The sequence below is a fragment of the Candidatus Microthrix subdominans genome, from assembly GCA_016719385.1.
Taxonomy (GTDB): domain Bacteria; phylum Actinomycetota; class Acidimicrobiia; order Acidimicrobiales; family Microtrichaceae; genus Microthrix; species Microthrix subdominans.
On record JADJZA010000006.1, the window covers coordinates 413,252 to 437,302 of the forward strand.

The 24,051-nt window shown below is 64.9% G+C and carries 30 protein-coding genes, 1 tRNA gene and 2 pseudogenes; 25 read left to right on the top strand and 8 right to left on the bottom strand.

Going from position 1 to position 24,051, the window contains the following annotated elements; all coding sequences use genetic code 11:
* The first annotated feature begins 203 nt into the window (after positions 1 to 203).
* The 12 genes from IPN02_10040 to IPN02_10095 all read left to right on the top strand — a co-directional run bounded on the left by IPN02_10040 (position 204) and on the right by IPN02_10095 (position 10,337).
* A complete protein-coding gene (locus IPN02_10040) occupies positions 204 to 1,013 on the top strand; it encodes a VWA domain-containing protein (GenBank protein MBK9297154.1) in 810 nt (269 codons plus the stop codon).
* A complete protein-coding gene (locus tag IPN02_10045) occupies positions 1,013 to 1,753 on the top strand; it encodes a hypothetical protein (protein ID MBK9297155.1) in 741 nt (246 codons plus the stop codon). Before IPN02_10040 ends, IPN02_10045 begins: the two co-directional genes overlap by 1 nt.
* On the top strand, positions 1,753 to 2,487 hold the full coding sequence (locus IPN02_10050) for a hypothetical protein (protein ID MBK9297156.1): 735 nt from the start codon (positions 1,753 to 1,755) through the stop codon (positions 2,485 to 2,487). Before IPN02_10045 ends, IPN02_10050 begins: the two co-directional genes overlap by 1 nt.
* A gap of 68 nt (positions 2,488 to 2,555) precedes the next feature.
* Positions 2,556 to 2,996 (top strand): hypothetical protein, encoded by a 441-nt coding sequence (locus IPN02_10055; GenBank protein ID MBK9297157.1) that lies wholly within the window; start codon positions 2,556 to 2,558, stop codon positions 2,994 to 2,996.
* Positions 2,997 to 3,394: 398 nt separating this feature from the next.
* The gene (locus IPN02_10060; protein ID MBK9297158.1) at positions 3,395 to 4,783 is read left to right on the top strand and encodes a hypothetical protein; all 1,389 of its coding nucleotides are present in this window, start codon (positions 3,395 to 3,397) and stop codon (positions 4,781 to 4,783) included.
* Entirely contained in the window at positions 4,746 to 5,384 is a 639-nt protein-coding gene (locus tag IPN02_10065) for a hypothetical protein (GenBank protein ID MBK9297159.1), read from the top strand. Before IPN02_10060 ends, IPN02_10065 begins: the two co-directional genes overlap by 38 nt.
* The gene (locus IPN02_10070; GenBank protein MBK9297160.1) at positions 5,381 to 5,809 is read left to right on the top strand and encodes a hypothetical protein; all 429 of its coding nucleotides are present in this window, start codon (positions 5,381 to 5,383) and stop codon (positions 5,807 to 5,809) included. The genes IPN02_10065 and IPN02_10070 overlap by 4 nt, the downstream gene beginning before the upstream one ends.
* Before the next feature lie 531 nt (positions 5,810 to 6,340).
* Complete coding sequence (locus tag IPN02_10075) at positions 6,341 to 7,045, top strand: hypothetical protein (protein ID MBK9297161.1); 705 nt, start codon at positions 6,341 to 6,343, stop codon at positions 7,043 to 7,045.
* A 69-nt stretch (positions 7,046 to 7,114) separates the two neighbouring features.
* Positions 7,115 to 7,987, top strand: a complete 873-nt coding sequence (locus tag IPN02_10080) for a hypothetical protein (protein MBK9297162.1) — start codon at positions 7,115 to 7,117, stop codon at positions 7,985 to 7,987.
* 23 nt (positions 7,988 to 8,010) lie between these two features.
* Positions 8,011 to 8,394 carry a DUF3152 domain-containing protein gene (locus tag IPN02_10085; GenBank protein ID MBK9297163.1) on the top strand — a complete coding sequence of 128 codons (384 nt, stop codon included), beginning with the start codon at positions 8,011 to 8,013 and terminating at the stop codon, positions 8,392 to 8,394.
* A gap of 87 nt (positions 8,395 to 8,481) precedes the next feature.
* On the top strand, positions 8,482 to 9,549 hold the full coding sequence (locus tag IPN02_10090) for a hypothetical protein (protein MBK9297164.1): 1,068 nt from the start codon (positions 8,482 to 8,484) through the stop codon (positions 9,547 to 9,549).
* A gap of 296 nt (positions 9,550 to 9,845) precedes the next feature.
* Positions 9,846 to 10,337 (top strand): M23 family metallopeptidase, encoded by a 492-nt coding sequence (locus IPN02_10095; protein MBK9297165.1) that lies wholly within the window; start codon positions 9,846 to 9,848, stop codon positions 10,335 to 10,337.
* A 9-nt stretch (positions 10,338 to 10,346) separates the two neighbouring features.
* Here IPN02_10095 and IPN02_10100 read toward each other — a convergent pair whose 3' ends face one another.
* Entirely contained in the window at positions 10,347 to 10,649 is a 303-nt protein-coding gene (locus IPN02_10100; protein ID MBK9297166.1) for a hypothetical protein, read from the bottom strand.
* An 890-nt stretch (positions 10,650 to 11,539) separates the two neighbouring features.
* Between IPN02_10100 and IPN02_10105 the strand changes: the two genes are divergently transcribed.
* Together IPN02_10105 and IPN02_10110 are read left to right on the top strand one after the other, a co-directional pair.
* Entirely contained in the window at positions 11,540 to 12,289 is a 750-nt protein-coding gene (locus IPN02_10105) for a hypothetical protein (protein MBK9297167.1), read from the top strand.
* Positions 12,290 to 12,813: 524 nt separating this feature from the next.
* A complete protein-coding gene (locus IPN02_10110; GenBank protein MBK9297168.1) occupies positions 12,814 to 13,164 on the top strand; it encodes a hypothetical protein in 351 nt (116 codons plus the stop codon).
* Here IPN02_10110 and IPN02_10115 read toward each other — a convergent pair.
* Together IPN02_10115 and IPN02_10120 are read right to left on the bottom strand one after the other, a co-directional pair.
* On the bottom strand, positions 13,161 to 13,634 hold the full coding sequence (locus IPN02_10115; protein MBK9297169.1) for a hypothetical protein: 474 nt from the start codon (positions 13,632 to 13,634) through the stop codon (positions 13,161 to 13,163). The genes IPN02_10110 and IPN02_10115 overlap by 4 nt on opposite strands.
* A gap of 592 nt (positions 13,635 to 14,226) precedes the next feature.
* The gene (locus tag IPN02_10120) at positions 14,227 to 14,556 is read right to left on the bottom strand and encodes a hypothetical protein (protein MBK9297170.1); all 330 of its coding nucleotides are present in this window, start codon (positions 14,554 to 14,556) and stop codon (positions 14,227 to 14,229) included.
* A gap of 161 nt (positions 14,557 to 14,717) precedes the next feature.
* Between IPN02_10120 and IPN02_10125 the strand changes: the two genes are divergently transcribed.
* Positions 14,718 to 15,368 (top strand): glycoside hydrolase family 3 protein, encoded by a 651-nt coding sequence (locus IPN02_10125; GenBank protein MBK9297171.1) that lies wholly within the window; start codon positions 14,718 to 14,720, stop codon positions 15,366 to 15,368.
* Positions 15,369 to 15,517: 149 nt separating this feature from the next.
* Here the strand turns inward: IPN02_10125 and bioB are convergent.
* Positions 15,518 to 16,509, bottom strand: a pseudogene (bioB, locus tag IPN02_10130) (biotin synthase BioB).
* Positions 16,510 to 16,592: 83 nt separating this feature from the next.
* Here bioB and IPN02_10135 point away from each other — a divergent pair.
* Positions 16,593 to 16,784 (top strand): hypothetical protein, encoded by a 192-nt coding sequence (locus IPN02_10135; GenBank protein MBK9297172.1) that lies wholly within the window; start codon positions 16,593 to 16,595, stop codon positions 16,782 to 16,784.
* Between the two features lie 8 nt (positions 16,785 to 16,792).
* Here the strand turns inward: IPN02_10135 and IPN02_10140 are convergent, their stop codons facing one another.
* Entirely contained in the window at positions 16,793 to 17,011 is a 219-nt protein-coding gene (locus IPN02_10140; GenBank protein MBK9297173.1) for a hypothetical protein, read from the bottom strand.
* Positions 17,012 to 17,069: 58 nt separating this feature from the next.
* On the opposite strand from IPN02_10140, the gene IPN02_10145 reads away from it, so the two are divergent.
* Together IPN02_10145 and IPN02_10150 are read left to right on the top strand one after the other, a co-directional pair.
* Entirely contained in the window at positions 17,070 to 17,303 is a 234-nt protein-coding gene (locus IPN02_10145; protein ID MBK9297174.1) for a hypothetical protein, read from the top strand.
* Positions 17,300 to 17,740 carry a type II toxin-antitoxin system VapC family toxin gene (locus IPN02_10150; protein MBK9297175.1) on the top strand — a complete coding sequence of 147 codons (441 nt, stop codon included), beginning with the start codon at positions 17,300 to 17,302 and terminating at the stop codon, positions 17,738 to 17,740. Before IPN02_10145 ends, IPN02_10150 begins: the two co-directional genes overlap by 4 nt.
* Before the next feature lie 740 nt (positions 17,741 to 18,480).
* Here the strand turns inward: IPN02_10150 and IPN02_10155 are convergent.
* A pseudogene (locus IPN02_10155) lies at positions 18,481 to 19,437 on the bottom strand (linear amide C-N hydrolase).
* Between the two features lie 316 nt (positions 19,438 to 19,753).
* Positions 19,754 to 19,830 (bottom strand) — tRNA-OTHER (locus IPN02_10160).
* A 348-nt stretch (positions 19,831 to 20,178) separates the two neighbouring features.
* On the opposite strand from IPN02_10160, the gene IPN02_10165 reads away from it, so the two are divergent.
* Together IPN02_10165 and IPN02_10170 are read left to right on the top strand one after the other, a co-directional pair.
* Positions 20,179 to 20,397: a hypothetical protein gene (locus IPN02_10165; protein MBK9297176.1), complete on the top strand. Its 219-nt coding sequence runs from the start codon at positions 20,179 to 20,181 to the stop codon at positions 20,395 to 20,397.
* Positions 20,387 to 20,548 (top strand): hypothetical protein, encoded by a 162-nt coding sequence (locus tag IPN02_10170; protein MBK9297177.1) that lies wholly within the window; start codon positions 20,387 to 20,389, stop codon positions 20,546 to 20,548. The genes IPN02_10165 and IPN02_10170 overlap by 11 nt, the downstream gene beginning before the upstream one ends.
* Before the next feature lie 67 nt (positions 20,549 to 20,615).
* Here the strand turns inward: IPN02_10170 and IPN02_10175 are convergent, their stop codons facing one another.
* Positions 20,616 to 20,885, bottom strand: coding sequence for a hypothetical protein (locus IPN02_10175; GenBank protein ID MBK9297178.1), 270 nt, complete (start codon positions 20,883 to 20,885; stop codon positions 20,616 to 20,618).
* Between the two features lie 623 nt (positions 20,886 to 21,508).
* Here IPN02_10175 and IPN02_10180 point away from each other — a divergent pair.
* From IPN02_10180 to IPN02_10200, 5 genes are all read left to right on the top strand, one after another.
* A complete protein-coding gene (locus IPN02_10180; GenBank protein ID MBK9297179.1) occupies positions 21,509 to 21,856 on the top strand; it encodes a hypothetical protein in 348 nt (115 codons plus the stop codon).
* A 274-nt stretch (positions 21,857 to 22,130) separates the two neighbouring features.
* Complete coding sequence (locus IPN02_10185; GenBank protein MBK9297180.1) at positions 22,131 to 22,565, top strand: hypothetical protein; 435 nt, start codon at positions 22,131 to 22,133, stop codon at positions 22,563 to 22,565.
* Between the two features lie 52 nt (positions 22,566 to 22,617).
* Positions 22,618 to 22,839, top strand: a complete 222-nt coding sequence (locus tag IPN02_10190; protein ID MBK9297181.1) for a hypothetical protein — start codon at positions 22,618 to 22,620, stop codon at positions 22,837 to 22,839.
* Complete coding sequence (locus tag IPN02_10195) at positions 22,791 to 23,318, top strand: hypothetical protein (GenBank protein ID MBK9297182.1); 528 nt, start codon at positions 22,791 to 22,793, stop codon at positions 23,316 to 23,318. The genes IPN02_10190 and IPN02_10195 overlap by 49 nt, the downstream gene beginning before the upstream one ends.
* 303 nt (positions 23,319 to 23,621) lie before the next feature.
* Entirely contained in the window at positions 23,622 to 23,858 is a 237-nt protein-coding gene (locus IPN02_10200; protein ID MBK9297183.1) for a hypothetical protein, read from the top strand.
* The last annotated feature ends 193 nt before the right edge of the window (positions 23,859 to 24,051 follow it).

Sequence of the window (24,051 nt, forward strand, 5' to 3'; positions counted from 1 at the left end):
TCGCACACGAGCTCGCTGCGCCGATTGTGGCACTGGTGGACGCTCGGCCCAGTGCAGCCGCCAACGCTGGTGCGCTCGCACGTCAGAACCAACGTGGCGAGCGAAGAAGCGAACCAACCCGACGGGGCGCCGACCGCCCGACCGAACTAGAGGAGAGGCCCGTGGCTTACGAACGCCGATTGGATCGCACTAACCCCGGTTGCATGGTCTTCCTTGTCGATCAGTCCGGCTCGATGAACGAACCAGTCGCCGGGGAAACTCGCAGCAAAGCCGATGCCGTTGCCGAGGCGCTCAATAACTTGCTCTACGAGCTGGTGCTGCGCTGCATCAAGGACGAGAACGAGGGCCCACGTCACTACTACGACATCAGCGTCATCGGATATGGGCCTGGGGTTGGAAGCGCGCTGGGTGGTGCGCTGAGCGGGCGCGAGATGGTGTCGATCGTCGATGTGGCCGACAACCCGGTCCGCGTTGAGGAGCGCGAGTCTGCCGGTAGTGGCGGCTCAGCCGGCGACATCGGTACCGTTCCTCGGCGCCATAAGTTCCCGGTGTGGGTCGATTCGGTCGCCGATCAGCGAACCCCGATGTGCGAGGCGCTTAACCGAACCGGCGGCATGCTTGCCTCCTGGGTTCAACAGCACCCCGACTCGTTTCCTCCGATCGTGATCAACATCTCCGACGGGGCCGCCACCGATGGCGATCCGCGCGTGTGGTCACGCCGCATCCAATCGTTGGCTACCCGTGACGGCAACGTCTTGTTGTTCAACCTCAACGTGTCGGCGCTCAGCGCCACCCCGTTGTTCTTCCCAGATGGCGCCGGAGTGTTGGAGAACGACTACGCCCGGTTGCTCTTCGAGATGTCCAGCCACCTGCCGCCGTACATGGCCAGCCTGGCTGCCGGCATGGGGATGAGCGTCGACTCCGGCGCAAAAGGCTTCGTCTACAACGCTGACATGTCGGCCGTGGTGCGGTTTCTGCAAATCGGCACAGCTACGTCGCAGGCAATTCGCTAATGCCCACCATCCGCGCGTTCTGGGCGCCGAAGGCCGCTGCCAAGGAGAGCGAGTGGGAGGATGCCGCCGCCTACGATGAGAGCCTACAGGTGGTGGCGGTTGCCGACGGAGCCTCCAGCTCCTACCGGGCCGGGCATTGGAGTGCCCGGTTGGTGGAGGAGTTTCTCGCCCAACCACCTCAGTTGGCGCCGGGTCTCACCGGTTTCCATCAGTGGGTGGCGCAGGTTGCCGACGGGTTCCAGAGCGCGTCAGAAGCTGTTTCGGACACGTCGTGGTACGCGTCTGATGCCAGCCGCCGTGGCAGCTTCGCCACATTCGTGGGAGTGACGCTCATGTCGGGCGCCAACGGAGTTCGCTTCGTAGGTGTTCAGGTGGGCGATGCCTGCCTGTTTCACACTCGTGGCGATCAGTTGATCACGGCGCTGCCCACCCGGGATCCCGAGGGCTTCAACTCGACACCTGATCTTTTGGGCAGCTCGGCTTACGAGGAATCTCACGGTGCCGAGGCCAGCGTTTACTGCGAGGGAATTGTCGAACCGGGCGACGTGCTGTATCTCACCACCGATGCGGTCGGTTCGGCGATGTTGGCGCTGGCGGAAGCTAACCAGCCAATATGGCGGGCAGGACAGCATCTCGGCCAGCGCCGCTTCCGCTCAATGGTGGACGAGCTGCGTCAGTCCAAGGTCCTTGAAGACGATGACGCGACCTTAGTGCGCGTCCAGATGGAGGAGTCGGCCTGATGGCCTCACAATCGTGGCCTTCTGCGATCGACTACGTCGCAGCTGTCCAAGACCCGGAGATATGCGTGGTGTCCGACCGCTTGGCGGGCGCCCAATTCAAGATGAACATGATGGGCATCCCGGTGGTGAAATCGGGCCAAACCGCGGCGGTGTTTCCCGTGACGATCGCAGGTGATGGCCACGCCCTTCGACTGTTTACGACGCCAACCCAGAATGCCGATCGCTACCGAGCGCTCTCCAAGCACCTGGACGACCAGCCCAGCCCATTGTTCGTCGGCGCCGAGTGGATCGAGGAGGCGATCGCCTACGGCACCGGTCGATTCCCGGCGGTGATGATGCCGTGGGTCCCGGGCAAGACGCTGTCGTCGGCGCTCGACGATGCCACCGAGGAGCGTGACACCGACGCTATCGTCGCCATGGCCGAAACGTGGCTCAACGTGACCGATGATTTGGCCCGAAGCGGCATCGTCCACGGCGATCTTCAGCACGGCAACATTATGGTCGGTCCGGAAGGCGACTTTGCGCTGATCGACTACGACGGCGTGTGGCTTGAAGGGCTTCCGCAGTCGATGATGGAGGTGGGTCATCCCAACTACCAGCACCCGGGCCGGCTGGAAGCGGACACGGTCACCGTCGGGGCTGATGTTTTCCCCGGGTTCGTCATCTACGTGTCGCTCAAAGCGTTGGCCGCCGAGCCCAAGCTGTGGGATGAGTTTCATTCCGGCGAAACCTGATCTTCGCCCAAGAGGATTTCGTAGGAATCGATAAAGCCGATCGCACGATCTGGAGCCGGCTGAGCGGGTTGGACGACGAAACGACCGCCTTAGTCGACACGCTGCGAGCCGCGTGTCGGGTGGCGCCCGATTCGTTCTCATCAGTCCGGGCGATGGCCGAGGAGGGCGAGGAGTCCTTCTCGGGCGCTACGAAGTACATCGTCGACCGTTCGAGCAGGAGCACCGCCGGCTCGTGGTGGGGTGCCGACGATGGGCCGGACACGTCGGTGTCGGCGGCGATGGCCGCCCAAGCGGCGCCGGCGATGGCGTCGTCCATGCCGGCTCCGGTCGCACCGGGCGGCCCAACCCCTGCGCCGGCTCCATCCGTGTCGGCGGGCCTGAAGCAGATGTCGGCTTCGGCGGCTGCTCCTTCTTCCGGTGACACCAAGCTTCGAGTTCTCGCCATCGTCTCATTCTTGCTCGGCATCATCGTGATGACGATTGCCGTCGTGCTGGTGGTCTCTGGGTGATGCGGCTGTGATCCATGTCTGAGTGGTGGTCTGCAGGCGATGATTCGGACGGCGCGGAGCCGCCAGTCTTGCAGGGTGGAAGTGCTCCGCTGGGCGGCACGCTGCCCAGCCCGCCGGCGGATGGGGCTTATGAGCCGCTCGATCTCGGAGTGCTCGGGGAGCCGCTGGCCGGCGTCGGAACCATCGAGTCCCAACGAACTGGATGGAAGTCACCGGTGCTGCTTGGTGGCGTCGCCGCCGGGGTGCTGGTGCTCATCATGGGAGGGTGGACGGCATTCCAGTTCTTCGGCGGCGGAGGGGCGGGTTCACCCGAAGAGGTGCTGACCACAATGGCCGAAGCTGTCAATGCCCAGGATCCGGTGCTGGCGGCCACGGTGGTCGACCCCGACGAACTGCCAATGCTCGTCGAGCTGATGACCGAGTTTGAGGGGGTTCGGGACCGCACCGGTCTCGGCGCCTCGGGACCGGTCGAAGGCACCAGCCTCTCGGTGGAGGATCTCGAAGTCGAGGTGGATGAACTAGCACCCAATGTCGCCCGGGTGGTGCTGACCGATGGAGAGCTTTCGGCTCGCTACGACCTCAGCGACGCTCCGAAGCCGGTCCAACGCTTCTTGCATAAGGATGATCGCGACCGTCGGGACTCGGGCAAGGTCAGCGTCGATGACTACGAGGATGAAATTGACGCCGAGCTGTCGGCAATCGTCGTGAAGAAGGGGCGTGGTTGGTACATTTCGCCGTCGATGACGACCGCCGATCTGCTGGTCGAATCGCAGGGTGACTCCTACACGTCGGGTGATTTCGATGAGTACGGAAAGGTGGACTTCTTCGCCGAGGGTGCCGACTCCCCGGCGGCGGTGCTCGAGGAGTTGTCGGCCGCGGTGGCGTCGGGCGACCCAGAGGAAATCGCTGCGCATCTACCCTCCGATCAGGGCCAGGCCGTGTCCGTTTTCAGCGACGCAGCGAATCAACTCTCTGAAGAGCAGTTCTCCTCGGACGATGGCCGTTATGGAGTGTTTGATCGCAACCGCTGGGAGTTAGACAGCGCAAAGACCCACACAGAGAAGGGCCCCAACGGGACGACACGCCTGGTGATCGACAGCGGTGAAGCCTCGGTTGTCGATGAGGATGGCGATGCCTATGAGGTCGAGTCCGAAGGCTGGGAGCTGTGTGGCCAGGCGTCGGGGGAGGACCGCGAGTGCATCAATGTTCTGACGGGTAGGAGCGGCGATTCTGACGGCTGGGGCGATGACGCCCCAATAGCCCAGTTAGGTGTGGAGGTGCTTGGCGACGCGCCCTCGGTGCTGGTGCGGGAAGTCGACGGGGGTTGGAAGCTCGACCCGGTGGCGACCGCGCTTGACCTGGGTGTTTCTCTGATGGGCAAGATCGACCAGGATTACGTTCAGGCCGCCACGCTCCAACCACTGGGTGGGCCGGATGTGGAGATGCCGGCAGGTCAGGACGAAGCAGAGGTCGTCTTCGATACGGCCGGATTCGCCAGCTTGGCCGTGTCGACCGAACAGGGCGGGATCTACTCGGTGATCGTCGAGGATGTCGATCCGTTGTGGTTCGGCATTTCTGACCCAGAAGGGTTCTCTGGCAACGACGCCTACTTCTCCGATGCCCGCCTCTACGACGATGGGGACCGCGACCGTGACGATGGCGCAAGCAGAATTTTTCATAGCGGCCGAGGACACCACCGTTCTTGGGCTCGGAGGAATCGCCAACTCGCTCGACACGGCTACTGTTCGGTTGGCGAAGGTCGAGATGGGCCAAGCCAAAGTGGATGATGCGGTGCAGGGTTCGATCGACGGCTCGGTGTCCCTGTACTCGGTTCCCACCGAAAGCGATCGGACCTACGTGGTCGAGTTTGCCGCATCGAAGGACGCAACCATCGAGGTGATCGATGGAGACGAAGAACTCGGGTCGTACGAGCTCGATGGCTCTTCCAATGACTATCTGGCCAGCAGTTCCGGCAAGGACGATGCAGCAGCAGAGTTCTTCATGGCTCACCAGACCAAGTCGTTGATAGCGGTTCGGGGTCAACCCGGAACCAGTTTCAGCTTTCGGGTCAGCGAGTTACCGCAGGGTTTCGAAGGCGGTGGTCTTACCAGGACGGTCATGGTGTCCGGCGGCAGCATCGTTGAGGCCGATTTCGATCTGGGCGGCCAGTTCAGCCAGGTGAGTGCAGAAGTGTCTTGGAGCGCTAATGCTGACGTCGATCAAAGTCTCTATATCGACGGGTTCACAGAGAGTTCCAATAACATTTCGGATTCCTATTGCCCGTGCTCGTACACGCTGTCCGGGAGCGGTTCGAACTACGGGTCGGTGATACTCGAGAACTACGATTCTCTTACGGTCGCCGTCGAAATCAGACTCATGATCGGGTGAGTGGCGCCGAGGGTGACCCGCAGGTGCAGAAACTGGCCCGCGCCGGCTCGACGCTTGTCGCAGCGTTGCTGTTGTTGATTTCTGTCGGGTTACCGTTAACGCGGCAGGGAGTGGGCTCGGCGACGTCGTCGATCGACCTCCTGCGACTGGGTGCATCCTTGGAAGATCCTGTGATTGCCTGGGCTAGCCGGTTGGTGGCGGTGGCGATGACTGGAGGAGTCCCCCTTGGCCTCGCATTGCTGCTTCCGCAGCGGCCCGGCGTGATGCTGTGGTGGTGTTCGGTCGGGCTGATCCTGACTGTTGGCGTGGTCCTGGCGGGGCTGTTGCGCGAGAACGTAGGCACCGGTGGTTTAATGATTCTCGCCGCCGGATTGTTGCCGGTACTCATCGATTGGCTGGCGGCCAAGTGGGGCCGACCGGTCTGATGACTCACGAGGTACCAACGTGACCTGGTGAGGCGACAGCCTCGGCGTTGTCGACGCCCCGGGCGGTTCCGGCATGTGCCAGGAGTCTGTGGTGGCTGACGTGGTCCTCATTGATGGGATGGACACTGCGTTCGTCCTGGCCAATGCCCAGACGTCCCAACCCAACCGGCCGACAAGGGGCGACCGTCCGGTAGGACGGAGCAGCGATGCTGCGGCGCCTGCTGGATGGTGGCCCCCCGAACCTTCGACGCAATTATGGCCAAGACCCAGGAGGTCTACAGCCATAGCAACCCCCTCATTCGTCTTCTCTGAGGGGTAGTGCCCGAGGACCGGATTGGCAGAACTCCATTCGCCTAGCTTGTAAACAGAGCAGTATCGTTCACGTTCAACTATCGCGGCCTGTCGTGACGATGCAATCGGAGAGCGATGACTGAGATCTTCACCCAACCGCCCGCTGGTGGTCCTCCAAGCGTCGCGCCTCGGCCGGAAGGCTCCACCGACAAGAAACTGACGATCCTGATTGGATTCTCGGTGGTCTTTCTACTTGCTGCCGTCGCCGTATTGGGCTGGGTGCTCGTCTCGTCTAGCGGTGAGGACGAGGTGGTGGCGGCCGAACAGGGCAACGACATCTCCGGTTCTCAGAAGGCCTCGCTGGAAGGCCCGACCAAACCCGATGATGACTCGGCCGAGGGCGGAGACGCTGCGGCCACGAACATGGCGTTGTCCGAGGCGCCCGACGCTGAGGCGCCGCCCGTGGCCCTCACGCCGGAGCGAATCAACGTGTCGTTCCAGCGGCCGGCGGTCGACTCCATCGTTTGCACCGGCGAGCCGTTGGCCTACTCCGGAGAGCAGTTGATCGATGGTGACGAGAACTTCGGCTGGGGAGCGTCGATGGGGGATGCCGCCGGGGCAACCGCCGATATGCAGTTCCCGGGTCCGGTCAAGCTCGCTACGGTGGGCCTGACCCCCGGTTACACCAGGGTCGCACCCCGCAGCAAGGCCGGCTGCCAAACCGTTGTAGCGTTTCCCTACCAACGATTTGTACAAGCGGTTCGATGGACCTTCGATGACGGCAGCTCGGTCGAGCAGAGCTTTGATCAGCGGCCAGAGATGCAGACGAAGCCGGTGGACGTCACGACGTCATCGGTGAAGCTCACCATCCTCTCGACCGCCCGACCGCCCGGTGCCGATGACGAGACCGTGATCTCCGAAGCGGCGTTTACTGGAACCCCGTGACCAGTAGTCGGCCGTGGCGATACAGCTATCTGTCACTCGACGAATCATGCAATCGAACTCAGGAGCACCATGACTGAGATTTTCACCACCCAACCCACACCAGGGGAACCGCCGCCGAACGGCAAGAGCCCGTCGGACAAGAAGCTCAACGTGCTGATCGGCGGGGCCGCCGTCTTCCTGGTCATAGCGCTGGGCATTCTCGGCTGGGTACTCGTCAAGGGCGGCGATGGCGGGTCCGAGCTGGCCACCGCGCAGGAGGACGAATCGGCCCAGGTCGACGATCGTGATGCGAAGAGGTCCAAGGGCAACGATCCGGATGAAGCCGACCGTGATGCGGACGCCGGAGGCCAAGTCACCCCGCCCAAGTCGAATACGACGGCAGCCGGTGGAACCGGACAGGGCACGGGTGGCGCTGCCACTACGACCCCTGGCGGGGGAACCAGCGCGTCCGGTGGCACGTCCCCGGTCGTCCCGGTCGACGTGTCGGTATCCAACACCCGTGAATCGGTTGCGTCGCTTCGCTGCACGCGCCAACCCTTAGGCTATTACGGTGACCAGCTGATCGATGGAGATCCGCAGACCGGCTGGGGGGCATCCAAGAGCGACGGGTCGGGTCAGACGGCCCGGTTCAACTTCGGTGGGAGCAAGCAGATTTCCACGGTGGGTATCACACCTGGATACATCCGGGTCGCCGAGCGGGCCGATGCCAACTGCGCCGTTGTCTCGGCATTTCCCTACAACCGGTTTGTCGATTCGGTCCGGTGGGAGTTTGAGGATGGCTCTTCGGAGGTGCAGACCTTCGAGCAGCGGGGAGAGATGCAGACGATAGAGGTCGACAAGCAGACGTCATTTGTACGGATGGTGATCCTCTCGACCACACGTCCTCCTGGGGCCGACGACGACACCGTGATCTCTGAGGCTGAGTTCACCGGTACGCCATGAGAGTTCTTCTGCGGTCTGGGATCGTGGCGGTGCTGGTCACGGCCCTGGGAGCATTGCTCACTGGGACAGCGACGGCCAGTCCGCGGCAGGGCCCTTCGCCCGAGACCGTGGCGCTGCGTTTTGAATCGAAGATCGGCGACCTCGGTGACGCCGCATTCGCTGAGCAGGCTTTGGCCACTTTGAACGATCCCCGGGGATGGGGGCAGGCGGGCTTTTCGTTTCGATCGGATCCCTCCAGCTCGTACCGGGTGGTGCTTGCGGAACCGGCCGACGTCGATGCGCTGTGCCTGCCGCTCGTCACCGGAGGGCGTGTGAGCTGCCAGAACGGCGATGTGGTCGCCATCAACGCCAACAGGTGGCGTAACGCAACCGATGACTGGGACAAGGGTGCTGACGCGTACCGGTAGTACGTCATCAACCACGAGGTTGGGCACCTGATCGGCCAGTTTCACCCGGAGAATCGGTGCCCGCGCCCGGGCGAGCCTGAAGCGGTGATGGCCCAGCAGACCAAGGGCCTTGAAGGGTGTCAGGGCAATCCGTGGCCGCTTGACTGGGAGATTGCCGGGGCCTCCGTGCGCCCGGTTGACTACGCCCCGACGCCGGACGTCAAGCCGGCGGTACGCGCAGTCAACCCCGGCGGCGGGGTGCCTGGCAGCGCAGCGCCAGCGACGACCGCTGCTCCGCCGCCGACCAACGGTCAGGTTCCTGCCACCGAAGCCCCGGCGACCGTCGACGACGGCGGTGCTCCCGTCGATCCTGAGGGCCGGACCGATGACAACACGGCCATCGAGGATTCCCCGGTCGGGGATAGCCTGACCGAGAAGCAACCGCTCTCTGGGTTGGCGACCGACGCTGCCAGGGACGGTGACGGTTCTCGCTTGCCGGCGGTCATAGTTCTGAGCTTCCTGGCGATCACTCTGGTCACCTTGGGCGTTGCCCTTCTCCTGCGATGGCGCTCCAACCGCCGCCAGGCCTGGGACCCCTCTGACGACACCGTCGATCTGGAGGCTCCGCCTGTGATGGCGGTGTACACTCCGGACCACGCCGAGGGTTGGGAGTCCGAGTCGATCGACGACCTGTTTGGCTGGTCGGTGGAGCTTGGCGGAGGAGCGGGGCGGACCGCTGGGGTGACCTGGGCGGTCCCCTCCCGTTGGGACTCGCATCAGACTGCCGACTTTGTGGCTGGTCTCACAAGCTTGGACCAACACAGCGTCAACCCGGACGAGGTGGCGACAGAAATCTCCAGCATGCTCCGGTCGAGACCCGGCCTCCGCCCTCGAGAAGGTGAAGGTCTCGGCGTGATCATGGTCGGTTCGAGCCAGCTGGTTGCAGCCGTGTTGGGTGCAGCCGAGGTGGTGGAGCACCGAGGCGATCGGACGAGTCGCACGCGACGCCAAGGTGTCGTCCGTCTGAGGGGTGACGGCGAGGGTGCTCTCGAAGTCGTGCTCAGCCAATCAGGCAACGACTGGCCGACGGCAAGCGTGACCGTTCGGGAGCAGAGCAGGGTGTCGGGTACTGGGCCAAGCGGCGAAACGCCAGCGGTCTCGGTGCTGCCCGGGTAGTAGGTTGGAACTCACTGTTCATGTTCAGGACCACGTGATGATTGAGGCTCGACCCTTCGAATTGGGCGGTGTGGCTGGGGCTGTCGGGCAGCGACGGCAACGTCGAGACGGCGACCGGGCAAGCCGTCCCAAGCACTGATCGGCCGAGCACGACGTCAACGACTCCGCCGACAGCGCCGCCGGGTGCGGCCGACGTCTCGTCCGAGCCGGCACCGGATGACGGCCCGACGGCGAGACAGGCCCCCCCAGGCGCAGACCCCGCCAAGGTGCAGGAACCGAGCAGGTTTGTCTTTCCGGTGAAGTCACCGGACGCCAGGTACGACCAGGGCCATCACGACTACCCGGCGGCCGACATGTTCGCCCAGTGCGGCTCTCCGGTGCTGGCGGTGACAGATGGAACGGTTGAGGAGGTCGAAACGGTCGATACCTGGGACTCGTCTAACCCCGGTGGCGGGACCAAAAGCGGTCTAATGGTGGCGCTGGTCGACAGTCGAGGGGTGCGCTATTACGGCAGCCACATGGCGTCGATCTCGGTTGGTGTCGGTGACGTGCTGGCCGCCGGCGACCAAATCGGCACGGTCGGAGAGACGGGCAATGCCGCAGGTACCGGATGTCACCTGCACTTCGGGTTGTCACCGGTGTGCCTCACCGGCTGGGAGCACCGGAGGGGCCATGTTCCTCCCCAGCCATTCCTCGACGCATGGCGGACTGGCCAGGCGCTCGACCCGCTCGAGGAAGTCATGGCTATCCTGCGCATAGCCTGCCCTTGTGAGGCGGCGGTGGGGTGAACCAGGCGGCTAGAACCGGTTGGTTTCGGTCGCTACCCACGTATTCGTACCGGGCAGTATCAGCAGGCCAGCTATCGCGATGGCACCAATCAACCCGATCACCCATATGCCGCTGGTTTCGATCACCATGTACAGGCCTACGAGTACCGTGATAGGCGCCAGTTGCAAGGAACGCTGGCTCGTGAGCTTGTTGGGAGAGTGCGACTGAATTGGTTCGGGAACGCCCCCAGGCTTGGCGCTCACCGTGTCGACCACCGGGTTGGTGAACGCACTTTTGAGACAAGGATTGCCGGGAGCCCAACGGGCATTCATGCAGCCTGGGATCATGCCAGAAGGCGCCCCTCCATCAACCGGATTGGGCGACAGCGGCCATCGGTGCCGCAGCGGCGCCTTTGGTGCCGATCGGCGCCAAAGTCAGGTCTAGTTGCCGTGCCACGCCGCCGATGACGACGATCACGATCCCGAGCGCAAAGCCGACCGCTCCGACCCCGATTCCGGCAAGGTCGAGAACCCCCGGTGTTGCTCGCCTCCGTGTCGAGGTCGAAAAAGATCTTGTCGCCCTTTTCGCCGTTGGCCCGCTGATGTCCTCTCACCGCAAAGTCGACGGCGTCCCAATCGTGGCAACCCAGGCCACGCTTCCGATGATCGAGAGCAGCGAGAAGAGTGCGCCGGCCACGATCAGGAGCCGTGCCAGCCCCCGCAGCGGGCGGTTGGACGCCGTCGACATGATCGGCACGAGCGCTGAGACCGGGACGGTACCAATGTCGCCGTGCTCCGGGCTGACCTGCGCACCCCAGGGACGGCGTTCTGCCCGGGCGTACCTTGGTCCATGTCGTCGTGAGCGTACCAGTTCATGTTCGCATCCTAGGAGGTCCGCAGTGGTAGCCAATACGAAAGGAGACCCTTATGAAGGGTAAGCTTCCGTCAGCATGAGACGATCCTCCATGGCAATCGCGGCCACTTTTGCGCTCGGGTTGACAGGGGCATGCGGGGGCGTGTCGGACGACGCTCGGCAGGCTGGAAGCCCCTAAAGATGGGCGCCTCACGACTTCAACATCTAGCTCGGTGGCGGCATCGACGACGGTCGAGGTGACGGCCGCTACCTCGCCACCACAGGATGTGTCGCGCACCACGACCGCCGTTCCGGTCGGCTCGGCGCCACTGGAAGCTTTGAGGGGTCGGGGTGTGGATCGACGTTACGAGTGGTCGCCGAGCTCAACCGACGCTCGCCCGGGGTCACCCCTGATCAGGTGGCCGACATGGCCGCTGCGGGCATGACCACCCTGTACATCCAATCCGCTCGCACCAGCAGGGCAGTCGATGTCGCCGATCCCGAAAGGTTCCGCGAGTTCGTCGACGCTTCACACGCGCACGACATGGACGTTGTGTCTTGGTATCTCCCCAACCACACCGATCCGGAGACGGACCTCCGTCGGGTGCTGGCGCCCCTCGACTACGGGGTCGATGGCATCGGGATCGACCTGGAGAGCAAGAACCTGGCTGATCGAGCTTTGCGCAACGAGCGTGCCATCGAACTGGTGCGCAACGCCGCGGACCTGGCGAGCGACGTACCGGTCGGGGCGGTCGTGTTCGCACCGCAGGCGCTCTCTCGCTACGAGCCCGAAACCTGGCCCGATTTTCCTTGGGCCGAAGTGGCCGCCGAGGCCGACCTGATGGTCCCGATGGCTTACTGGACGATCTACGCCGATGAGTTTCCGGAATCGGACGACCCGGTCGCCTATACGGCCGAGACCCTGGCATCGTTGCGATCGCTGGTGGGACCAGACACGCCGATTCACTCAGCCGGTGGGCTTCTGGGCGATTCTGATGTTGAGGAGGTGACGGCAGCGGTCCAGACCGCCCGCGAGGCGGGTGCGATCGGCGTGTCATTGTACTCCTGGTCCGGCGTGAAGCCGGGGCGGTTGGTGTCCATGCAGGAGGAATCTCGTTGAGCAAATGAACAGCCGTTGGGTGGGGCCGAACCAGTGAGGTTGGCAGCCGCCCGACGCCTCCACCATCGGGATGGGCGTGGGTACGCAGATGACGATGCCAAACGATCGCCCGGCCCAGGCAGCCCCAAGAAGCGTTGGCCTTATGTGGTGCTGATCGCCGTCAGCCTGACACTGGTTGCGGTCAGCGGCACGTTGATCGCGCTGAGCCTTGCGGACAAGGGCGACAAGGTCACTACCAACAGCGAAGAAGCGACACCCACGCCGAAGCAGCCGACAACCGATCGAGATGGATCAGGCGAGGAAGCCGACCGCACCAGCGAGGACGCCACGCGTGACGCCGAAGCTGACGACACGAGCGTCACCCTCGCCGAGCGCACGTCCCCCTCAGCGGGAGTGGACAACGGCGAGGAGCCGCCAGCGCAGCGGCCTCCGACGATGCGAACCTGGAAAGTGAGGCCGCCATTGGTGACTACACGCTGGGCATCATCAGCTTCGACGTTCCCTCCGGCTTTACCCCGACCGTGGTGGCCGAACGGCGTGACGATGGTGCGTTGCGGTCGGAGTTCCAGGGGCCTGGGGGTCAGCAGGTCGTGGTCGAATTCAACCCGGATGGTGCCACCGACGGGCTGGCGACCGCCCAGGAACTGGCCGGCACTTTCCGCGATCAAGGTCGTCTGTTGCGCGAGCCCTACGCCGACGAGGTGGAGGGCAAGAGCACCGGGGTGTTGGCCATCCGGGGGTCCGAAGGCGACTTCCGGTCAGACCACTTTTTTGTTTATGACGGCAATGGTATGGCGGTCATGGGCATCGACCAATCGTCGCTTGACGCCGCCGACTCGCTGGCCCATAGCGTCATCCCGACTATTTCCAGCTAGCAGAACTTGGTAGGTTCGCCAACCTGTTCGTGGCTGGAGATCCGGGGAGATCCCCCCGGAGAAGCAACCAACGTGTCGAGGAAGCGCTGGTCGTTGTTGACGCACTTCCAACCGCCTTCCTTGCTGAGGTACTCGCCGTTAGCGTTCATCGTGTAGTTCACCTTGATCATCCAACCGCCATCCGGCGTGGGCTCCGGGCCGTAAGCAAGCGTCGGACCCTCGATCAACGACAGGCTGAAATCGCTGTCGGGGTCGCCGAGGTCTGCACGTAGCTGGTCTGCGGTGAAGTTGCGCTGATCGGCGCCCACCCACTGGTCGACTGGAGGGGCCAAATGGGCCATCGCTCCGTCGATGTCGCCGCGTGTATCGGCGGCCATGAACTCGGTGAGCGTCGTGCTCACCTGGCCGAGCGCATCGTCGACCGACGGCACCGACGGGGGTACTGGTTGGGCGGCAGGGGGCTGCGTCATCGTCGGCTGAGTGGGGGCGGGGGCAGTGGCGACGGTCGCCTGGGCGGCTGGGGCTGGACGCACGGGGCTGCGGTTGGCTTCGGTGCCAGCGCCACTTGATCGGCACCGGTCGCGGCGGAGGCTCGCGTGGTGGTCGAGCGATCGGTATCTCCCCACCGTACGACTTGAGGCCTTGGTCGTCGTTGACGACCCCCGATTATCGGTCAGCGCAACGTTGGAGCCGTCGCCATCACCCGTGAGTAGCAGAACCCCGATCACGACAGCGCCCACGAGGACGACGACAGCATTGATTGCAACGATGACCTTCAGCCGGTTGGACTGTCCCGAAGGGGGAGGCGGTGCGCCGATGACGTCGGGAGCGACGGCGGGCGTCATGGTTGTCGGCGCTTCCCCGTCAGCGCCAGGAGTTGGCCCAGGGTTGTTGTTCCACGGGCTGGGGCCTGACTGATCGGTCATGGTCGGGACCTTGTCTTCGGTGACGGTGTGGCCACTGACTGTATCGATGGCATGGGTTATTCAACAATAGGAACGAATTTCTTCCGGACTTCGATGAGCCGTAACGTTCAGGCGCATGAAACCCACCGCCACCGCTTCAAGACGCCGTCGTCATCTTGACGATGATGATCCTCGGTGATGGCTGCGGAGGGTCGGGCTTTCCAACGGAGGACACGGCTGTAGCGACGACGGCTGCGACGTCAACGAGCGCCAACGCCACCACGGCTGCGCCGGCGACCACAGCGGCGACAACCGCTGCTCCGGCTGCCGAAACCACGACCACGGCGGACCTCCCGGCCACCACCGTGCCCAGCGCAGAAGAGAGTGACCCGGTGGCCGAGACCGTCGCCGCAGCGAAGCGCTGGCCCACCCGCCAGAAGCTGGCGCAGTTGATGTTCATCGGCTTCAACACTGGCTTCAAGGACACCCCGGGCACGACCGACCCCAGCGCAGCCCAAGCGGTGATCGATGCCGGGGCCGGGGAGTGTTCGTCGGCAGAAAGGAGCTGGGGCTGTTCAACTGCCGGTGCTTCCGGCGGCACAACAGGGCTGCTTCCCGCCTGGGTTGCCACCGACGGCGAGGGCGGGCGTGTCGATCCGCTGCCGCAGGTTGCCGATCCGCTTCCCCCGGCACGAGAGATGGGCACCTGGAACCCTGACCGAATCCGGAGAGGCAGCCGAAGGGCATGGGGCCCAGCTACGGGCCCACGCCGTCAACGTCAACTTTGCGCCGATGCTCGACCTCACCGGTCCCCGAGAGCCGCTGGGCGACCGCACATGGTCGTCCGATCCAGCCACGGTCACGGCAACGGCGGAGCGTTTGCCGAGGGGATGTGCGCCTCCGGGGTACCCCACGTTCAAACACTTCCCGGGGCATGGCCACTCCGACGTGGATGCCGACTACGAACCCGCGACCACGCCCGACTTGGCTACCATCGAAGCGGCCGATCTGCTGCCCTCCGCAACCTCGCCAAGTCGATGGAGGGTCGCTCAGCTCATCATGACCGGCCACCTGGACGTGCCGGGCCTCACCACCGAGGGCCGCCCGTTCTCGCTCGATCCGGGGGCAATGGCCTATCTGCGCAACAACGTCGGGTTCGACGGCGTGGCGGTCACCGACGAACTGGCCGAGATGGGGTCGATCACCCAGCGGGGCATTGGTGTGGACGAGGCGATCGAGCTGTCGCTCGTGGCCGGCAACGACATGGCGCTGTTCTTCGGCGGGCCCGGCGACCTTTGAGGGTGCTCGACCGGCTGAAGGAGCGGTCGCCGACGGCCGACTGTCAGCCGACCGGGTTGACGAGGCGCTGGAACGGGTCATCACGCTGAAGGCCTCGGGGGCCTGCCTCGGCTCGGCCTTGAGGAGGATGAGATCGCTCCAGCTCTCGGTCAGCCGGCCCGCAGGCCGATGCGGTCGAGCAGCTCGCGGTCGGTGTTGCCTTCGGGTTATCGGTCGTCAGCAGCTTCTCGCCGTAGAAGATGCTGTCCGCTCCGGCGGTGAAGCACGGGCCTGCAGCTCGTCGCTCATCTCGGTGCGCCCGGCGCTCAGGCGCACTGCCGAGTCGGGCATCATCAGCCGGGCGACTGCGACAGTGCGCACAAACTCGAACGGGTCGAGCGTCTCGCCGTCGGCCAGCGGCGTGCCCGGCACCTGCACCAGCTCGTTGATCGGCACCGACTCGGGGTGGTGGGCCAGGTTGGCCAGGGTCATCAGCAGCCCGACGCGATCGGCCCGGGTCTCGCCCATGCCCACGATGCCGCCGCAGCACACCTTCATGCCCGCCGAGCGCACGGCATCCAGGGTGTCCAGGCGATCGCCGTAGGTGCGGGTGGTGATGATCTCCTCGTAGTACTCGGCCGAGGTATCCAGGTTGTGGTTGTAGTAGTCCAGGCCGGCGTTGGCCAGCGCCTCGGCGTGGTCGTCGCTCAGCATGCCCAGGGTCATGCAGGTCTCCAGGCCCAGCGCCTTGACGCCCTCGATCATGGCGCTCACACGCTCGATGTCGCGGTCCTTGGGCGAGCGCCAGGCGGCGCCCATGCAGAACCGCTGGGGCACCGCTTTTTGCCCTGCGGGCGGCGGTCAGCACCTTCTCGGTGTCCATCAGCGGCTCGGGCTTCAGGCCGGTGTTGTACTGGGCGGCCTGCGGGCAATAGGCGCAGTCCTCGGGGCAGGCCCCGGTCTTGATCGACAGCAGCGTGCTCAGCTGCACGGCGTCGGGTTCGCGATGGCGACGGTGGGTGCTCTGCGCCCGCCACAGCAGGTCGGTCAGCGGCAGCTCGAACAGGGCGGTCACCTCGTCGGCGGTCCAGTCGTGGCGCAGGTGGTCCGCGGCGCCGGTCGCCGGTGCGGCGGCCTCCGACGTGGTCGCAGCCGGGGACATCGTCGAGGGGTTCATCGTGCCGGTCACCGCGAAAGTGTCGCGGTCTTTGCCTCGCCGATCCAACCCTGTGATGACATGGCCCGATGAGCGACGACGGAAACCAGCGCCCCATCCCGACCGGCCTCACCTTTCACATCACCCCGAAAGAGGTCCGGGAGGCCCAGAAGGCGAGCGGTTCCTATCAGCCCGAGGCGTTCGTCGACGAGGGTTTCGTGCATGCGACGAACGACCTGGAGACCTTGCTGATCCCGGCTAATGAGGCACTATTCGGCTGACGATCGACCTACGTCGCCTCACGATCGACCTGAGCCGGGTGACCGGCGAGGTGCGTTTCGACGCCGACCCGCTGATCTACCCGCACATCTACGCCGGTGCCGGTCGATTCGATCACCGAGGTAAGAAACGCTGAGCGCGATTCCAGCGGCGCCTTCACCGGCTTCGGCCCGCCATGAGACAGCTGACGGCCCGATTCGTGCACTATGCGCATGACTCGAGTCAGCATCTCGGTTCCAGATGACGTGGCGGAGGTCATGCGAAATGCATGAGAGTATGATGTGCGCATGCCCTCTCTTCAGATTCGACATGTTCCAGAAGACGACCATCGACGCTTGAAGGCGCGTGCGGCCATGGAGGGCCGATCGGTGTCCGAGCATGCGCTGATGGTGCTCAGGCGATCGCTGGATCGGCCTACCGTCGATGAGTTCCTCACTCGGCTTGAACGGCGCGACCGCACTGGGCCGAACGTGGAAATCGATGCGGCCGCTCTGGTTCGCGAGCTGCGTGACGCCCGGTGATCGTTCTCGACGCATCGGCCGTTGTGGAGCTGGTCCTGTGGACCGAACGGGGTCGCCGCGTTGGCGACGCCATTGCAAGGGATCGGTCGCTCCATGTGCCCGAGCTGATGGTCGTCGAGGTCGGGTCCGTGCTCCGCCGCCTTGTGGCTCAGGGCGTCGTCAGCGAAGCGATGGGCGCCGATCACCTTGAGTCGGTTCGGCAAATGCCTGCCGAACGATACGGACACGATGTCCTGATGGGGCGAGCCTTCGAGTTGTGCCACAACCTCACCATGTACGACGCCGTCTACGTCGCCCTGGCGGAGTCACTGGCAGCAACGCTCCTCACCTTCGATTCCCGTCTGGCCGCGCACCTGGTCACCGTGCCGACATCGTGGTGCCGTAGTCGGAGACGGCTACAGCGGCACTTCGCTACGGCGGCGTCAAGCTCCAGGTGAGTTGGTCGCCTCGCGGAGTTCGTCGACCGCTTCACTGGCCTGCGAGGTGGCGTATGCCGCAGCGAGGGCTCGCCGGATTTGGCGCTGGATGTTCGGGATCCCTCGGATCATCCCGAACGGTGGTCACGGGCCGCAAGTGACGTGTCGGTGAGCTGGCGCTCGACTTCGGAGTTGAGGTTGCGACGAGCAACAAGCGTCGCGTTGGTAAGGCAATGATTCGTCCCCCGTTCATCGGGGACGCGACGCCGCCGAGCCAATCCCGCACGTCGGTCCAGCGCCACAGCGGTGACCGGCTCGATGCGCCGTGCAGGTTCGGGAAATCCTGAGCTGTTGGCATCTCGCTTGATCCAATGATTGACGGCTTGGCGGCTGCGGCCAGTTCGCTCGGCGATGTCGGCCTGGGAGACAAGCTCCTCACCCTCAACTCGCAGGACCCGAATACCTGCCACTGTCTCGGCCTGAGTGGTAGCCGAAGCAATGGCCTCGAGCAGGTAGGGGCGTCACGGTCGACATCAAGCGCCGGATGCCCGTCGAATGCTGTGACGGCGGGCATCGTCAGAGTCCAGCTTCCCAAGAGCAGGTCGCTGGTTGCCTCATCGATAGGCCGATTGAGAATCAGAACGAAGTTGTGTGTTGTCAGGGCACGTCCTCCGCTTCACCTTTGAGAGGATACCCACCAGGTAGACACCGTCAACCGACCCCCAGCGCTGGCCTACTCGGCGGCCTTCGTATCGGCAGCATCAAGCAGCTGCTTCTCCATGGCCAGGGTGAGGAAGTTGAAGTCCCCCTTGTCTTCGAACTTGTCGCTGACGTCGCCGGTGATTGTTGAACGCCATCTGACCTGAGGATGGCGGGCGGGTTTGGGACAAGCTTCGGTGAGGACGGGTCCTCAGTGGAGTTGTCGTTGGTGTTAAGTGTGGTTGAGGCTGGTCGAGTTCGACCCACACCACGTTCGGACGGGTGGTCGAGGCGAACACGCCCGCTTGTTCGTCAGGCCGGAGACCGTCTGCCACAGGGTTTGCGAAGCTCGGGCCTCGGCTAAGATCCGGCGTGGAACGGCTGGGCAGCGTTGCGGATGACGCTGAACATGCCTGCGACCGCCTGAAGCTCCGTCTTCGGCCGCTCCAGCCTGTTGACGTAGTACGACGCACGTGCGAACCGGTCGCTCGCCAGGTGGATCCCGGGATGGGCTGGTCCCCACCCAGCCCGGTAATCATCTTGGCCAGCTCGGAGCTGCTTGTCGTAGGTCGTCGAGTTCGTCATGACGACGTAGTCCCGGCTGTGGAACACCTTCGGCTTGCCCTCGCGGTACTGATGATGCACGAGTCGCCGGTGGCGTCGCCGAGGGCGAGGTGGATCGCCGGAGGCTTGCCGCCGGTGGGGCCGATCATCTGGACGACCTGGACGTCGGTGGACTGCACCCATGCGGCGACTTCGTCGACGGTGGCGAAATTGTCGAGGAAGTACTGCATCCAGACTGCTTGGCCTAGTTGCGTGCGGCTGCTGTCTGGAGTGCCGTAATCGGACTCCGCCAACCACAACACGTGCCCCGCAAGGCCAGCTTCGTTGAGACCGTGGACGGAGATCATGTCGAACGCGCCCGCCACGACGCTTCCGTACTTGACGTCCACGTCAGCGCACCGTTTACACCGTCTCTCTCCGAGATGCCGCGTTGGCTGTGTCCACAGGTTCGTCATCAGGTCTTCGTGGAAGTCCGGCGTAACAGGCCAACGATGACCGCCCCGTTTGCGTCGTGCCACACCACCCGCGCACATGTTCGTTGCTCTTTCCTTTAGGGTTGTGACCGGTTGGCCGGTGCTGAATTCCACCTGGGCAAGGTTGTGTTTCGCCGTCGAGCAACGGTCGTCAGCCCTCCCACTCCCAAGTTCGAACCCCCGATTGGATTTCGGCGTAGACCACTTGTGTCCGTTCCGACTGGTCCGCTGACAGTCAGTGAGATCGAGGACTTCGGCGCTGAGTGGGCGCCCTTGTTTCCCGGGCGATGGTCGCTTGCGCCCCGGACAGGAATCGAACCCTGTGGTCTACTGCTTTCAGGAGGCGGTCGCTCTATCCAACTGAGCTACCGGGGCGAGGTTGGGGTCGGCTGGGGAACGTGAGTAGATCCGCATCGCGCCGGCGGTCCGGCTGAACGCTCCCAATCCTACGGTGCGCGGTTCTGGCGGTTGGTAGCCCGTCCCATGGCCCCTTCGATTTGGCTCTCCGTAGTCGGACAGGAGAATGATGCACGCGCCGGAATACGCATAACGGATCGGAGTTTGCGAAAACTTCACCAGTTGGTCTGACTGCGCCTCGACTGGCGGCGGTGGTCCCTTGCCGCCGTGATGGCACTCTCCGGTTGCGGCGGTGACAACGAGAGCGCCGACGAAACTGCGGTTCCCGCGTCCGAGACCCCGAACAGTCCGAGGCGCTCGACACCGATGCCCGACCTCTGCAGCCTCTTCACACCCGAGGATTTCCAGGCGCTCACGGGCGAGAAGGCGGGGGAACCCGAGGTCGACGAGGCGATGGGCGCTCTCGCAGCACCTGCACCACCAGCGCCGAAACGGCTTCCACCGGTGCTGATCGCCGCCTACAACGAGTCCGACCGGCAGTCCACGCTGGACATGGTCGACGCCGAACCGGTCGATGACTCCTGACGGAGGCGTACTGGAACGACACCCCGGCCTCGTCATCCCGCAGGAGGGCAAGGACTGGTACCTGCAGGTGGCGGTTAAGGGCGAGGACGACGACCGGGCAGCCTCGGTACAGGTCGCCGAGATCGCCCTCGACCGGCCTGCTAATGGGTGACGCTGGCGTCACATCGACGCCTGAGCGCTCCGGCCATCGTTCCTCGACGACCTGGAGCGGCCTAGCGCTACTCCGGTTCGAGGACGTGGAAGCGCCGGTCGGAGATCTCGTCGGCAGTGATGGCGACGTAGCGGTGCTTCCCCCGGTCTCCCACGGGAACAGGGGCAGATCCTCGGCGTGGATCAGATCGTCGACCGTGTGGTACTTTCGCGGGCTTGGTCTTCACGACGACGCTCCAGGCAACGCCGCCTTCGGCGTCGACGTGGTCCACCTCGTAGGCGACACCGGTGCCCAGCACCGCTGCGGCCAACTTGGTGCCTGGGTCGGTGCGAAACACGACACCTCTTGCGCTTCTCGATCACATGGTTGACCGGGAAGATGTCGGGATGCTTGCCGATCGCCACAGCAAGGCGGTCCGGTCCGCCCCCCGGCGAGCAGCTCCTGCACTTCTCCTGGCTCGGCTCTTCGGTTCCCTCGGCCACGTTGCCAGTCATCTGGGCGGTCCCTCGCTCTCGTTGTTTGATCGGCTCCCCCTTCGGTCTACCAGCAACGACGGTGTCCGCGGCGCCGCAGGTGTCGGTCGGGCCAAGATAGGAGCCACGCACGCCGAGCCCGGCATCGCCGAACGCCGTATCCGCAACCTGTTGACCAGCGCATCCGTCCCGCCATCTACGTCCGGGCTCGCCGTTGAGCGTCACCGCTCACCACGTCGAGGGCGAACCCATCGGCGTGGCGGAGGCAGAGCGGCCGATTATGACGCCTTTTGCGGTGGGCGACCGTGGGGCCGCCGGGGCACCTCGTGGTTTCGGTTCTCTGGCACGGTGCCCAAACACCTGGCCGCCGCCGGGTGGAGGCGATCATCGACCCCGGTTCATCCGTGGTCAGGTCGGCTTCAACGCCGTGAAGGGTTTGATCTGGCGAGCTGGGGCCCCCGCTTCACGGGCTGCATCCGGAGCGTCAGTGGAGCTTGATCAGCCAGGAGGCCCGGGCGGAGAGCGGGTCGACCTGCTGGTGGAGGCGGCCGCCAACCCGTTCGTCAACCCCAACGTGGTGACCGACCTGAGCGACCTGGCGACGGGCCCCGACCTCGCCCCCAGTACCGGCTGGCCCGTGCCGAGGTGGCCCCCCAACACCGAGGTGGGGCAACTGGTGTTGGAGATCGACTTTCTGCTTCGCCTCGGCTGGACAGGACGCCGGCGCCGGCTCGCGGAAGCTGCGGATGCTCCACTCCTTGGGGCGGGCGGCAGATGCCCTCGACCTGGCCGACATCCCCGGGTCGGCGGCGGATGCACGGGCCGAACTGGCTGAGTTTCTCAGCCTCCCGGCGTCGGCATCGGAGCACCGGGTGACCGCCATCGGCCACGCCCACATCGACACCGCCTGGCTGTGTTGCTGCGCGAGACCCGCCGCAAGTGCGCCCGGTCGTTCTCCAACTCACTCGACCCGATCGCCAACAACCCGGACTACCGCTTCGGCTGCTCGCAGGCGGTTCAGTACCAGTGGATGATCGACGAGTATCCGTCGGTGGCCGACGGCATCTCCGATGCGGTCGAGGGCCGATTTTGCGGGTGCCCCTGGCGGCATGTGGGTGGAGGCCGACGGCTACCTGCCCAGTGGCGAGGCGATGGCCCGCCAGTTTCTGCACGGCCAGCGGTTCTTCCGCGAAAGCACTACATGGCGTCACCTGTCGCAGGCGTGGATCCCCGACGTCTTGGGGTACCCGGCGTCGCTGCCGCAGATCTTCGCCCTCGGTGGGGCCGACACCTTCTTCGTGCCGCCCAGAAGATCTCCCTGGAACCGGGTACCAACATCGTTCCCCATCACACGTTCCCGTGGGAGGAAGCTGACGGCACCACGATGCTCACCCACCTCCCGCCCGCCGACACCTTACAACCTGAGATCGACCCGGGCGAACTGGTGCCCGCCGCACGCCGGTTTGCCGAGCGTTGCGTGGCTAACCGGTCGCTGCTGCCCTTCGGCCACGGCGACGGCGGTGGCGGCCCCACTCTGGAGATGATGGCCCGCATCAACCTGGCGTCCGACCTGGAGTCGGTGCCGCGGGTGCAAAAGTGGGCTCGCCTGAGGAGTTCTTCGTCGACGCACCCTCGCCGAGCTTACCCGGATTCCCCGCTCCCGCTGCGGGCGAGCTGTACCTGGAGATGCACTGGGTTACCCACACCGCCCAGGCCAAGACCAAGGCGGGCAACCGTCGAAGTGAGGCGCTGCTGCGCGAGGTGGAGTGGTGGGCGAACGCCGCCGCCGGTGGGCGCCCCGACGCCACCTACCCGTAGCCGAGGAGCTGACCGCACTGTGGCGGGAGGTGCTGACCCTCCAGTTTCACGACATTCTGCCCGGCAGTTCGATCGCCTGGGTCCATCACGAGGCCGAGGAGAGCTACCAGCGGATCATCGGAAGATGCGAGGAGATGATCGCCGTCTCGCTGGCCAGGATCGCTGGAAATGCAGTGTCACCATGGCGCAGGCCGACAGCCGGCGGGTCGACGGTACGAGTGCGGACTCGGTCGGCGTGCTGCCGGCCAACCCTGCCCCACATGTTCGGTCCGGAGTGCAGGTGTGGTCGACTGGCCCGACGACGTGACCGTCCTGTGCCCCGGCGCAGGGCCTGGCCGACGGGCGGGCTGCCGTCGAGGCGGACCTCCCGGCCGGTGGCTGGGCGTTGGCCCTGGCCAAAGCGATGTCGAAGTGGCTGCAATCGCGACGGTCCCGGCAGTGGCGCAACAGGCGCTGACGGTTCTCGGGCGACCCGGTAGTTGCTTTTCTTGACCGCCGCAGTGACGGCGGGTGATGACCAACGCGCCCTGCTCACGCTGAGCTGGGACGTCGACGGTCTGGTCACCCCGCTGCTCGACCTCACCGGGCGCCCGGCGACCGGGAGGCGCCAGAGCCATGGGGCGGGGCAACGTGTTGGAGCTGTCCACGGCGACGCTGCCGGACTACGATGCCTTGGATCTGAGCGCGGTATCACTACGCCAATTCGACCGTTGCCCTTCACGGATTCGCCGCCGACCGGGTGGAGGTGACCGACAGCGGCCGCTGGTCGCCGGGGGGCCAGCGTGACCTGTCGCCACGGCGACTCGACGTTCACCCAGACCCTCTCGATGACGGCGGGCTCAGCCCGCATCGATATCGCCTACGACATCGACTTCCGCCGGCACCCAGAAGGTGTTGAAGGTGGCCTGGCCGGTCGACGTGCACACCCACGAGGTAGTGCCTCCGAGATCCAGCTTTGGCACGTCAGGCGGCCGGTTCACCAGAACACCAGCTGGGACGCAGCCCGCTTCGAGTTTTAAGTTCAACGCTGGATCGACGCCTCGGAGCGGGTTACGGCGTGGCGCTGGAACGACGCCGCGTACGGCCACGATCCGCTTGACGGCACGCTGCGCCAGACGCTGCTGACCGCATCGATTTACCCGACCCCCGCCGCCGATAAGGGGGCGCCATTCACCTCCTGGCGGTGTTGCCCCACCTGGGCGATCTGGTCGA